This window comes from Rufibacter sediminis (genome assembly GCF_014269285.1).
GTDB lineage: Bacteria > Bacteroidota > Bacteroidia > Cytophagales > Hymenobacteraceae > Nibribacter > Nibribacter sediminis.
Window position 1 is genome coordinate 33,088 of record NZ_JACOAF010000001.1, and the last position, 12,329, is coordinate 45,416.

Consider the following 12,329-nt stretch of genomic DNA (forward strand, 5'->3'; position numbering starts at 1 on the left):
TAACCCTTATGGATAAAAATTCAGCAATAGGCATGGGCCTGATTGCCATCCTTATACTGGTTTACAGTATTTTCTTTATGAAAGGGCCGGAGCAGAAGCCGGTCGCCAATGCAGCTAAAAACACCACCAGCAAGACGGCACCCGCCGCTCAGAACCTGGTGCAGGACTCCCTGGCCACGGCCGAGCGGGTTGCCAAGCTAGGCTCCTTCGGGGCGCTGGCCACCGGCCAGAACCAAGCGGTGACCCTGGAGAACAAGGTGCTTCGCGTTGCTTTGGGTAGCCAGGGTGGCAAGGTGGAAGAAGTGGAGCTGAAAAGCTACAAAACCTGGGACAAGAAGCCGTTGATTTTGTTTGACAAAGAAACAAGCCAGCAGGAATTCAGCTTCCAGACGAAAGATGGCCGCACCGTTCGCCTTTCTGACCTGTTTTTCCAACCATCGGCGGTTTCTAACCTGACCGTCAATGAGAAACCGGCCCAGTCCATCACCTTCACCGCCCAGGTAGCGCCAGGCCAGTTAATTGAGCAGGTGTACACCTTGCAGGAAGATTCCTACCAAGTGGGCTACCAGCTGAACTTCCGGGGCATGGAAGGCCTGATTGCGCAGCAACCCGTTCTCCTCACCTGGACCGATGAGTTGAAGCGTCTGGAGAAGGACATTAAGCAGAACCGCAGTCACTCCACCATCAACTACTACACCGCAGACGAGAGCTTTGACAATCTTTCGGCCAGCGCCACTGAAACCGAGTCTGAGAAATTGGAGGAGCCGGTGAAATGGGTTGCCAACAAGCAGAACTTCTTTACGGCGGCCATCATCGCGCAGAATAACTTCGCCAATGCGGAGGTGACCACTGCCATGAACGAGGCCGATACCACGCAGGTAAAGACCCTCACCTCTAAACTGACTATTCCGGCGCAGGATGTGCTGGGTGGCAAAGCACATTTCACCTACTTCTTCGGCCCGAACGACTATGACGTGCTCAAGAACGTGACCGAAGGCTTTGACCGCAACCTGGAACTGGGCTGGGGCATCTTCTCCTGGGTGAACAAACTGCTGATCATCCCGGCGTTTGACTTCCTGGAAGACTTCGTGCCATCGTACGGCATCATCATCATCTTGCTGGTACTCTACATCAAGTTGATTTTGAGCCCGCTGACTTACAAGTCATACATCTCCATGGCCAAGATGAAAGTTTTGAAGCCCGAGATTGACGCTATCAAAGAGAAAAACGATGGCGACATGCAGAAGACGCAGGCTGAGACCATGTCGCTCTACTCTAAAATGGGCGTGAACCCCATGAGTGGCTGTATTCCTATGCTGCTGCAGATGCCTATCCTGTTCGCGATGTTCAACTTCTTCCCGAACTCTATTGAGCTACGCCAGGAGCCGTTCCTGTGGGCGCATGACCTGAGCACGTATGATGTGTTTGCCATGCTGCCGTTCACCATTCCTTTCTATGGAAACCACGTGAGTATGTTCACCCTGCTCATGACGGCTTCTACCATTCTGTACACCTGGTCTAACAACCAAGTGAGCACGGTGCAGGGTCCCATGAAGTTCTACTCCTACCTGATGCCGGTGATCTTCATGTTCGTTCTGAACAGTTTCCCGGCCGGTCTGAGCTTCTACTACTTCGTGTCTAACATTGTCACCTTCGGGCAGCAGGCCTTGATCAGACGCTTCGTAGACGATGCCAAGATCCGGAAGAACCTGGAGGAATACCAGGAGAAGAACAAAGGCAAAGAGCCCAAAGGAGGCTTCCAGAAACGTTTACAAGAAGCCATGAAAGTGGCCGCCGAACAGGAAGCCAAACGCAAGAAAGGCACCAAATAAGATCAACCTCCCTTCAGTAAAAAGCCCGGCTAAGCCGGGCTTTTTTGTTTTACATTCTTCACCATCACGTTTCATAACATTCCTGTTTATAAACCATTTACACCAAAACAGATCCAAATCAGCTTTAACAAAACTCACCTCCCCGGCTCCTGCTTTCAAAACGTAAAAGTGCCCCTATTTGCTTTCGGTGAACCGATGAGAGAACCGGAAGAGTATGCTTAGGAAAGCGGAACAGTAAAGCATCTACAGGCCGTTCTTTCGCTGATTATGCCCGTTTCTCAAACCATTTGGCCCCAGGAACAATCTGGCTTGTTGATCTTCACCCCTGCCAATTAAAGGGGTATCCTGTCTGGCAGCAACTGGCTCCAACAGTTATGAGTTGACTAGCTTTTACCTGGCCTGGAACGTGTATTGGCGTTTTAGCGGTGTTTTCCTTGAAATGGCCTCAAATCAACTTCTGCCCGGGTGTATAGAGCTGCCAGAATGCCTTAAAACAAGCGTAGAAAAGAAGAAGTGCGCGTGACCTTAACAGATTCAAGTCAGCTAGAAATCCGGCTGGAAGTCACGCTTTCCCAAGGATTGTGCAATCAGCGTTTCAAGGCCCTTTTGGCTAAAAAGGCTTAAAACCGGGACAATTGTCACTTCAAGAATCCATCGCGGTGCAGCAGTTCTGAATAGAAGCTAAAAAGATAAAGATCAGGCTTCTACCTCCGTTTTCTTAAACCAGTCAACAAACCCGGATTTCCCCTTAAAATGGGGATAAATAACTCCAAAGTGTTAATAAGTCGGGGTTAAAAGTCTCTCCAAATTACCTTATCTTTGTAAAAGCGTATGCTTGATCTTGTAGTTAATCGTCTACCTTGGCCTTACACAGATGAAAATCACCTATTACGGACAATCTTGCTTTCTCTTTGAAATGGGCGGTACTAAGGTACTGTTTGACCCGTTCATCACCCCCAATCCCTTAGCCTCAGAGATTGACATTGATTCCATAGAATGCGATTACATCCTGCTCTCCCACGGGCACGCAGATCACGTGGCTGACGCTGAATACCTGCTCAAGAAAACCGGCGCCACGCTGGTGGCCATGTTTGAGATTGTGACGTGGTATCAGAAAAAGGGTGTTGAGAACGTTCACCCTATGAACACCGGCGGAAAGGTGCATCTGCCCTTCGGGACGGTGAAGATGGTGAACGCCATCCACTCCAGCTCGTTGCCAGACGGAACCTACGCCGGCACCGCCGCGGGGTTTGTGGTGGAGAGCGCGGAGCAGACGTTCTACTTTGCCGGAGACACCGCCCTGCACATGGACATGAAACTGATTGGCGACCGCTTCAAGATTGACTTCGCGCTGTTGCCTATCGGGGACAATTTCACCATGGATGTGGAAGATGCGCTGGTCGCCGCCAATTACGTAAACACGAAGAAAATCATCGGGATGCATTATGACACCTTCCCGTACATAGAAATTGATCATGTGGAGGCCCTGGAACTTGCCCGGCGCCAGCAGAAGGAGTTGATATTGATGGAGATTGGTCAAACCATAGAACTGTAACCTGAAGAATGGGAAAGATAATTGCCGTTGCCAACCAGAAAGGCGGAGTAGGGAAAACCACTTCGGCCATTAACCTGGCAGCCAGCTTAGCCGCATTAGAATACAAAACCCTGCTGGTAGATGCTGATCCGCAGGCCAATGCCACCTCTGGCATCGGGTTTGACCCGAAAGACATTGAGAACAGCATCTACGAGTGCATGGTAGACGGCGTGAAAACCGAGGACATCATCATGACCTCCCCTATTGATTTCCTGGACCTCATCCCTTCCCACATTGACTTGGTGGGGGCCGAGGTGGAGATGATCAACCTGCCCAACCGCGAGGAGAAGATGAAACAGGTGCTGGTGCCCTTGAAGGAGAAATATGATTTCATCATCATTGACTGCTCCCCTTCGCTGGGTCTCATCACGGTGAACTCTCTGACGGCGGCAGACTCGGTGATCATCCCGGTGCAGTGTGAGTACTTCGCTTTGGAAGGGTTAGGAAAGCTTCTGAACACCATCAAGATCATCCAGTCGCGCCTGAACCCCGACCTGGAGATTGAGGGCTTGTTGCTGACCATGTATGACGTGCGTCTGCGCCTGTCTAACCAGGTGGTGGAGGAAGTGAAGATGCACTTCCAGCAGATGGTGTTTGACACCATCATTCCCCGGAACGTGAAATTAAGTGAATCGCCCTCTTTTGGGATACCGGCTATTCTCCATGACGCGGAAAGCAAGGGAGCCATCAGCTACCTGAACCTGGCGCGCGAGATTGTGGAGAAGAACGGTGTGGCAGTTGCCCAGTAGTAATTTTTAGATTAAACTAAGTACATGTCTGATAATTCAGCCAAAAAAAAATCAGGGGGCCTTGGAAGAGGCCTCAATGCCCTTATCACGGGGAGCTATGACCGCAAAGCCCCAGCAGAACAAGAAACTACATCATCCACCCTTAGTGCTGTCAATACCATCGCAGATATAAGTTTAACCCAGATTGAGACCAACCCTTTCCAGCCGCGTACCCACTTTGATCAGGTGGCGCTGGAAGAATTGGCTGAGTCTATCCGCATACAAGGCATCATCCAGCCCATCACGGTTCGGCAGCTGAGCGCTGATGCGTACCAGTTAATCTCCGGGGAGCGCCGTTACCAGGCCGCCAAATTAGCGGGTCTGGAAACCATCCCGGCCTACATCCGGAAAGCCGATGACCAGCAGATGCTGGAGATGGCGCTGATTGAGAACATCCAGCGGGAAAACCTCAACGCGATTGAGATTGCCTTGAGCTACCAACGGCTGCTTTCTGAGTGTAGCCTGAAACAGGAGGAACTGGGCGAGCGCGTGGGCAAGAAACGGACCACCGTGACCAATTACCTGCGTCTGCTGAAATTACCGCCAGACATCCAGATCGGGATCAGAGATAACCTCATCTCCATGGGACACGCGCGCGCGGTCATCAACATTGAGGACGTAGACAAGCAATTGGAGGTGTACCGCAAGATTGTGAACGAAGAGCTGTCGGTGCGCAAAGTGGAGGAACTGGTGCGCAACATCAACCTTGCCAATAAAAAGCCCGACCCACAGACCAAACTAGACCTTCATCCGTTAGAAAACGAAGTGAAACGCGTTGAGTCCCGGTTGTCTTCTTACTTTGGGACCCGCATTCACGTGAAAGCCTCTCCAGAGGGCAAAGGGGAAATCAAGATCCCATTTGTGTCTGTAGATGAGCTGAACCGTATTCTGGAAATATTAAACTACGCCTAACATGCGGCAGCTCGCGGCCCTGCTTTTATTTTTCTGTTTAGCTGCTACCTTTTCTGTATCGGCCCAAGTAGTGACGGCGGGGCCAGATTCTACCGTAGTAAACACCGCTGCTGTTGTTACGGATAGCACCAAGCAAGCGCCTCCTAAACATATAAAGGAAGCGATTGGAAGATGGAGCAAACCCGCGCAGGCTGCCTTCTATTCGGCGGTTTTGCCGGGTTTAGGCCAGGCCTACAACAGAAGCTACTGGAAAATTCCGTTGGTGTACGCCACGGGGGCCGTCATTGGGTACTTCATTTATGACAACAACCGCAAATACCAGGGTTTTGTCAAAGCCTTGGAAATCAGGCTGGACGGTAATGCGGCTACTATAGATGCCTACGCCGACAGCCAAACGTACGGCGTTGGCCGACCCAATGACCAGGGAACCACCAACCTGCGTCGGTCCCGTGACTTCTTCCGGAAATACCGTGACCTGGACATAATCTTGGGAATTTTAGCCTGGGGTCTGAATGTCATGGAGGCGCACGTACATGCTCACCTGAAGGCGTTTGATGTGAGCGATGACCTTTCTTTGCAACTGAAGCCTTCTTTGCAACCTCTCATGGGTACCCGCTCCCACGTGGCGGGGCTTACCCTTCATCTGAACCTGAAATAAAACTATGCGCATATTACTCATTGGCTACGGCAAAATGGGCCATACAATTGAACGTCTGGCGCTGGCCAAGGGGCACGAAATTGTGGGAGCCCTCACCGTAGAAGATGCAGACCAACTCGCTACCTATACCGCTGACCAGGTAGATGTGGCCATTGAATTCACCAGCCCCGTTGCCGCGGTGGGCAATATCCTGACCTGCTTTGAGAAAAAAATCCCAGTGGTGGTAGGCACCACGGGTTGGCTTGAGCACCTTTCAATGGTAGAAGAAAAGTGCCAGCAGTTACAGGGCACGCTCTTCTATGCTTCCAATTTCAGCGTGGGCGTGAACCTTTTCTTCCACTTCAATGAGTACGTGGCCCAGAAGATGCAGCACTACCCAGAGTACCAAGTGCAGGTGAAGGAAATCCACCACGTCCATAAACTGGACCAGCCCAGCGGGACCGCTATCTCCATCGCCGATGGCATTCTGAAGCATTATCCGCAGAAACAGGGTTGGAAAAATGAAGTCTCCCAGGAACAGGACGTTTTAAGCGTGGTTTCTAAAAGAGAAGGCGAAGTTGTAGGCACGCACATTGTACAATACACCTCAGAAAACGATACCTTTGAACTACATCACATCGCCCACAGCAGAGAAGGTTTCGCCTCCGGGGCCCTTTTAGCTGCGGAGTGGTTACCCGGTCGCCAGGGCATTTACGGCATGACCGATCTGCTACAACTCTAAACTTGATTGCATGAGTATCCGATTCTGGACCAAGAAAGACACCAAGCCTAGAAAGAAAAAAGGCTTTTTCAGGGAGTGGGGAGACGCCATTCTTTTTGCTGTAGTAGCCGCTACCCTCATCCGGTGGGCTACTTTTGAAGCCTATACCATCCCTACTCCTTCCATGGAGAAGTCTTTGCTGGTGGGAGATTATCTGTTTGTGAGCAAACTGCACTACGGCCCCCGCACTCCTATCACGCCTTTACAGGTCCCTTTGACGCACCAGACCATCTGGGGAACCAACATTCCGTCGTACTCAGACGCCATCCAGCTGAAGTCATACCGGCTGCCCGGTTTTTCCTCCGTGAAGAACAACGACGTGGTGGTCTTCAACTGGCCCGCCGATATCAACCACCCCACTGATCTCCGGATGAATTACATCAAACGCTGCATCGGCATCGCGGGCGATAAAATTCAGATGAAGGACATGCAGGTGTACATCAACGACAAACTGGTGCCGGAGCCGGAAAGAGTACAGTACGCCTATGGTTTGCTTACGTCCACCCCCATCAATGAGAAGTTCTTCAAGGAGAACGACATCACCGATGTGCAGGAGGCGTTTGGCGGGGTTGGCTACGTGATCAACACCACGCCCGCCACTGCGGCCAAACTGAAAGACTACGATTTCATCAAGGAAGTGGTGTTGTACAAAGACAGCATCGGTTCCATCAGGGCCGATGTTTTCCCGTTCAAGCCGTCTATGTACCCGTACAACAAAGACAACTTCGGGCCGTTCATCATCCCCAAAGAAGGCATGACGGTGGACATCAACCCCCAAACCATTCCGTTCTACGAGATGGCCATCCGGAAGTACGAAGGATTTGAAAAGGATGAGGTAACCGTCACCGATGACAAGATTCTGGTGAAAGGCCAGGAGCTGAAACAATATACCTTCAAACAGGATTACTACTGGATGATGGGCGACAACCGCCACAACTCTGAAGACTCCCGCTATTGGGGCTTTGTGCCCGAAGACCATGTGGTGGGCAAAGCCGTCCTGATCTGGATGTCCGCGGACCAGAACGAGTCCATGTTCAACAAAATCCGGTGGAGCCGCATCTTTAAAGGCATAGAATAGGATTTGCGTTTAGAGGCTCTTTTTCCAAAAGGAGGGCCAAAATAGAAAAGCGAAGGCCGGCTAATGTAGCCGGCCTTCGCTTTTTATCACTTTCAGGAAAGCCGAAGAAAATCTAACTTGGGTCGTTAACCTTTCGCCCATGCGCCCGCTTCTCCTTTTCCTGCTCTTATCCGCACGTATTCTCCAAGCCCAGCCCACTGATGGCTGGCCGAAGCATAAGCAGGACACACCCAGGAAAACCACCAGCTACCAGGGAGCCATCATCAGAGTTGACGCCCATGAGAAAAGAATCACCTTGCTGTTCACCGGCCACGAGTTTGCCGATGGTGCTGCGGTGATCAGGGAGACCTTGCGGAAGCACAGAATCAAAGCGGCTTTTTTCCTGACCGGCGATTTCTACCGGAACCCTGCCTTTGCCGCCGTGATCAAAGGCCTTAAGAAAGACGGCCACTATCTGGGGGCGCACTCAGACAAGCACCTTCTCTACGCCGATTGGGGCAAACGGGATTCTACCCTGGTGACCAAAGCGCAATTCACGCAAGATCTGCTGGCTAATTATGCCGAGATGGCGAAGCACGGAATCAAGCGGAAAGCGGCGCCCTATTTTTTACCGCCGTATGAATGGTACAACCCACAGATTGCCGACTGGACAAGCCAATTAGGTTTAACCTTGATCAACCACACCCCCGGCACTCTCTCCCACGCCGACTACACCTATCCCAGTCTGGGAAAACAATACCGCAGCAGCGAAGTCATCCTGGATTCCATCCTGAGTTTCGAAGAGAAAGACCCGAAGGGCTTGAACGGTTTTCTGCTCCTGCTGCACCTGGGCACAGATCCGGCAAGAACCGATAAACTCTACCTCCACTTAGATGAACTCGTCACTCAACTCAAGGCCCGGGGCTATCAGTTCGTGTCTCTACCCGAGGCGTTGCAATAGCGAGTAAAGCTTGAGCTCTAATTCAGTTCTTCCCGTTTAGGGGCTCTTTTCCAAAAACAGGCCCTAAACGGGAATCGTCTTTTACCACTCAATCTCGGGCAGGCCGTTTTCCCGCAGGTAGGCATTGGCCTTGCTGAAATGACGCGTCCCGAAGAATCCTTTGTCCGCGGCAAACGGCGAGGGATGCGCGGCTTTCAGGACCAGGTGCTTTTTCTCGTCTATGATCTGCCCCTTCTTCTGGGCGTAGGCGCCCCACAGCAGAAAGACCACGTGCTCCTTTTCATCCGATACTTTCTTGATGACGGCATCGGTGAACTCCTCCCAGCCTTTTTTCTGGTGCGATCCGGCCTGATGCGCCCGCACGGTGAGGGTGGCATTCAGCAAGAGAACCCCCTGCTCGGCCCAACGTTCCAGATTCCCGGACCTAGGGATGGGTTTACCCAAATCTGCCTCTATCTCTTTAAATATGTTTAATAGAGAAGGTGGCGTCCGCATTCCTTCGGCGACGGAGAAGGCTAAGCCATTGGCCTGACCCTGCCCGTGGTACGGGTCCTGGCCCAGAATGACCACGCGCACCTGATCAAAGGGGCATTCGTCAAAGGCGTGGAAGATTTGTTTGCCCGGCGGATAGACTTCGGTGGTGGTGTATTCGGCCTTAACAAACCCGATAAGGTTCTGAAAATAAGCCTTCTCAAACTCATCTTGTAGCACCTGTTGCCAGCTGCTTTCAATTTTTACCTGCATAGAAGAGGTACCAGTTAAAGGTTTTTAGCGTATTTTTACTTTAGAATCCGGCTGGCAAAACTAAATAGCCAGAAAGCCTGTTCCCAATATACCAAATTAAGGCACGCATGGATACGAAAACAACCCAAGGAGTCACTGTCAACGTCACGACAAATTACCTCCCTGACTATTCCAGTCCGGCCCAGCAACACTTTGTCTTCGCTTATAAGATCACCATTCAGAACAACAGCGAATTTACGGTAAAGTTATTACGCCGCCACTGGCACATTTTTGATTCCAACAACGAGATACGCGAGGTGGAGGGCGAAGGCGTAGTAGGCCAGCAACCCGTGCTGGAACCCGGCGAAAGCCACCAATACGTGTCGGGCTGTAACCTGAAAACCAGTATCGGCAAAATGGCGGGAACGTACCTGATGGAACGTCTGGTAGACGGGCGCCAATTCCACGTGACCATCCCCGAGTTCACGCTTATCATTCCTTATAAACTCAACTAATCCCGCTTCTGGCTTTGCAGCACGCCGCCATGATCTACAGGTACGCCTCCTTCTGGATGCGTTCAGGGAATGCGCATGGTCTGCACTCCCCTTTCGTTTTCAACCTTTATTGCCACATCATCCACCACGAGGGGCATTTTCAGGCCTATGACGCGGTGGAAACCTTACGCGAAGACCTGCTGGAAGACCAGACGGTACTGAACGTAACCGATTTTGGCGCGGGCTCCCACTCCGGTGCTACCCGCCAACGCAAAATCGCGGACATTGCCCGAACGGCGGCAAAGCCAGCCCGATTGGGCCAACTGCTGTTCCGGTTGGCCAATCACTTCAAGCCAGGCGTCCTGCTAGAGTTGGGAACGTCGCTGGGTGTAACCACTAGCTACTTAGGCTTAGCCCGCAAAACCGCTGATCTCTACACGTTTGAGGGATGCCCGGCCATTGCGGCGCAGGCCAGAAAGAACTTCAAAACCTTGGGGCTGGAAAACGTCAAGCTAGTGGAGGGTAACCTGGACCAGACGCTGCCTCAAACGCTGGCGCAGCTGGAGAAAGTAGACTTTGTGTTCTTTGACGGAAACCACCGCTACGAGCCCACTATCCGGTACTTTGAGCAGTGCCTCACCAAAGCCCACGAAGGCAGCGTCTTCATTCTGGATGACATCTACTGGTCCGGGGAGATGGCGCAGGCCTGGAAAAAAATAAAGCAGCACCCGAAGGTACTGCTCACCGTTGATCTGTTCCACCTGGGGCTGGTCTTCTTCCGGACCAACCAACCCAAGCAACATTTTACTTTAAGGTTTTAATCACCTTGTTTTGATAAACGCGCTTTGGGCCTGTTTTCTGAAAAACAGGCCCAAAGCGCGTTTATCATTATTCAAACTTGATGGCTTCTCTGATTCTAATCAGGCGACGCATCAAACCTTCCAGTTGGGCCAGCGGCAACATGTTAGCTCCGTCTGAACGGGCGGTTAGCGGGTCTGGGTGGGTTTCAATGAACAATCCGTCGGCGCCTACGGCGATGGCCGCTTTGGCGATGGTTTCAATCAAGGCGGGTCTTCCGCCAGTCACACCCGAGGACTGGTTGGGTTGCTGCAGCGAGTGGGTTACGTCCATTACCACCGGCACCAGGTTTTCACGCATCACCGGAATGTTCCGGAAATCCACCACTAGATCTGAGTAGCCGAACGAGTTACCTCTATCGGTCAGAATCACCAAGTCATTGCCCGATTCCTTGATTTTCTCAACGGCAAATTTCATGGACTCACCCGACAGGAACTGGCCTTTCTTGATGTTCACTACTTTGCCGGTCTGGGCGGCGGCTACGAGCAGATCAGTTTGGCGGCACAAGAACGCGGGGATCTGCAGCACGTCTACGTACTCGGCGGCCATGGCAGCTTCGTGCGTTTCGTGGATGTCGGTGACGGTGGGCACCCCGAAGGTCTCGCTCACCTTGGCCAGAATCTTCAGGGCCTTCTCGTCGCCGATGCCGGTGAACGAGTCTTTGCGCGAGCGGTTGGCTTTGCGGTAAGAGCCTTTGAAGATGAGGGGAATTTGCAGTCGGTCAGAAATCCGGACCAGTTCCTCGGCAATGTTCATGGCCATTTCTTCGCCTTCAATGGCGCATGGCCCGGCCATTAGAAAGAAGTTTCCGGAATCGGTGTGTTGCAGTTTAGGGATATTGAGTATCATAGCTATTCCTGTGGTTACGTCTTGGGTGGTACGCTTAAATTAAGTGTAATGGTCTTCTCTGGCAGGAGCCGTTTACGCGGGCCGCCTGTTTCTGGCCTGTTTTCCTGAAAACAGGCCAGAAACAGGCGATGCAAATCCGCTCCCTGCCGCAGCATTGCTGCTGCGGTGCCAAAAGTACAGAATTCTACGCGATAAACTGCGGCCTCGAGCGGCGCTGCAGCTCTATAAACAGCTCCCTCCCCTGCCTAGGCTTGACGGAGTTCTGACAAGGTTCGAACCGGAGAAACTCAAAATAAGGCTCAAAATAGGCTTGGTATTCCAGAGCAGAACCACCAAACGGCGGACCTTCCTTCTCAAACTCAACGGAGAACAAGACCCCGGCCAATTTGCCGTTCGGTTTCAGGAGATCAAACATCTGGCGGGCATAGTGGGCACGAAGGTCGCGGGGCAACGCGCAAAAGAAGGTCTGCTCCAATACCAGATCGTACTGCTGGGCCGTTAAAGAAAAGAAGTCCTCTTGCAACAGGTGATGCCTGGGGAACATGGGTAACCGCTCCTGAAAATTCTGCAGTGGCGCCGCCGCAATGTCCAGCAGATAGACGTTGGTAAACCCGTTTTGGTGCAGGTACTCGGCCTCATAGCCGTTTCCGCCTCCCGGAACCAGGATACTGAGCTCCTTCTCCGGCAACTGATCAATATAGGATTTTAAGGGAGGGGTGATCCCGCCCACATCCCACTCGGTGCGGTTCTGCTCGTATCTTTGCTGCCAATACTGCTGGTTTAAATTGTCTTTTTCACTCATGCGCTGAAGTAAGTATTTTACCCGGTTATTTGCAAAGGATA

Annotated in this window: 13 protein-coding genes; 10 read left to right on the plus strand and 3 right to left on the minus strand. The window is 51.9% G+C overall.

Going from position 1 to position 12,329, the window contains the following annotated elements; translation table 11 throughout:
- Nucleotides 1-8 precede the first annotated feature (8 nt).
- The 8 genes from yidC to H7U12_RS00175 all read left to right on the plus strand — a co-directional run bounded on the left by yidC (nucleotide 9) and on the right by H7U12_RS00175 (nucleotide 8,562).
- Nucleotides 9-1,832: a membrane protein insertase YidC gene (gene yidC / locus H7U12_RS00140; RefSeq protein ID WP_186631093.1), complete on the plus strand. Its 1,824-nt coding sequence runs from the start codon at nucleotides 9-11 to the stop codon at nucleotides 1,830-1,832.
- Nucleotides 1,833-2,706: 874 nt separating this feature from the next.
- The gene (locus tag H7U12_RS00145; RefSeq protein ID WP_186631095.1) at nucleotides 2,707-3,387 is read left to right on the plus strand and encodes a metal-dependent hydrolase; all 681 of its coding nucleotides are present in this window, start codon (nucleotides 2,707-2,709) and stop codon (nucleotides 3,385-3,387) included.
- A gap of 8 nt (nucleotides 3,388-3,395) precedes the next feature.
- The gene (locus H7U12_RS00150; protein WP_186631097.1) at nucleotides 3,396-4,175 is read left to right on the plus strand and encodes a ParA family protein; all 780 of its coding nucleotides are present in this window, start codon (nucleotides 3,396-3,398) and stop codon (nucleotides 4,173-4,175) included.
- A 24-nt stretch (nucleotides 4,176-4,199) separates the two neighbouring features.
- Complete coding sequence (locus H7U12_RS00155; RefSeq protein WP_186631099.1) at nucleotides 4,200-5,126, plus strand: ParB/RepB/Spo0J family partition protein; 927 nt, start codon at nucleotides 4,200-4,202, stop codon at nucleotides 5,124-5,126.
- Nucleotide 5,127: 1 nt separating this feature from the next.
- Nucleotides 5,128-5,784, plus strand: a complete 657-nt coding sequence (locus tag H7U12_RS00160) for a DUF5683 domain-containing protein (RefSeq protein WP_186631101.1) — start codon at nucleotides 5,128-5,130, stop codon at nucleotides 5,782-5,784.
- A gap of 4 nt (nucleotides 5,785-5,788) precedes the next feature.
- The gene (gene dapB, locus H7U12_RS00165; protein WP_186631104.1) at nucleotides 5,789-6,505 is read left to right on the plus strand and encodes a 4-hydroxy-tetrahydrodipicolinate reductase; all 717 of its coding nucleotides are present in this window, start codon (nucleotides 5,789-5,791) and stop codon (nucleotides 6,503-6,505) included.
- Between the two features lie 10 nt (nucleotides 6,506-6,515).
- Complete coding sequence (gene lepB / locus H7U12_RS00170) at nucleotides 6,516-7,622, plus strand: signal peptidase I (protein ID WP_186631106.1); 1,107 nt, start codon at nucleotides 6,516-6,518, stop codon at nucleotides 7,620-7,622.
- Nucleotides 7,623-7,761: 139 nt separating this feature from the next.
- Nucleotides 7,762-8,562, plus strand: coding sequence for a polysaccharide deacetylase family protein (locus H7U12_RS00175; protein ID WP_186631108.1), 801 nt, complete (start codon nucleotides 7,762-7,764; stop codon nucleotides 8,560-8,562).
- 81 nt (nucleotides 8,563-8,643) lie between these two features.
- Here the strand turns inward: H7U12_RS00175 and ung are convergent, their stop codons facing one another.
- Nucleotides 8,644-9,306 (minus strand): uracil-DNA glycosylase, encoded by a 663-nt coding sequence (gene ung / locus H7U12_RS00180; RefSeq protein ID WP_186631110.1) that lies wholly within the window; start codon nucleotides 9,304-9,306, stop codon nucleotides 8,644-8,646.
- 107 nt (nucleotides 9,307-9,413) lie between these two features.
- Between ung and apaG the strand changes: the two genes are divergently transcribed.
- Both apaG and H7U12_RS00190 read left to right on the plus strand, forming a co-directional pair.
- A complete protein-coding gene (apaG, locus tag H7U12_RS00185) occupies nucleotides 9,414-9,800 on the plus strand; it encodes a Co2+/Mg2+ efflux protein ApaG (RefSeq protein ID WP_062544917.1) in 387 nt (128 codons plus the stop codon).
- 29 nt (nucleotides 9,801-9,829) lie between these two features.
- The gene (locus H7U12_RS00190; RefSeq protein ID WP_186631112.1) at nucleotides 9,830-10,600 is read left to right on the plus strand and encodes an O-methyltransferase; all 771 of its coding nucleotides are present in this window, start codon (nucleotides 9,830-9,832) and stop codon (nucleotides 10,598-10,600) included.
- Between the two features lie 67 nt (nucleotides 10,601-10,667).
- On the opposite strand, the gene kdsA is transcribed toward H7U12_RS00190, so the two are convergent.
- Both kdsA and H7U12_RS00200 read right to left on the minus strand, forming a co-directional pair.
- Complete coding sequence (kdsA, locus tag H7U12_RS00195) at nucleotides 10,668-11,486, minus strand: 3-deoxy-8-phosphooctulonate synthase (RefSeq protein WP_186631114.1); 819 nt, start codon at nucleotides 11,484-11,486, stop codon at nucleotides 10,668-10,670.
- Between the two features lie 184 nt (nucleotides 11,487-11,670).
- Nucleotides 11,671-12,288 (minus strand): methyltransferase, encoded by a 618-nt coding sequence (locus tag H7U12_RS00200; protein ID WP_186631116.1) that lies wholly within the window; start codon nucleotides 12,286-12,288, stop codon nucleotides 11,671-11,673.
- Nucleotides 12,289-12,329 lie beyond the last annotated feature (41 nt).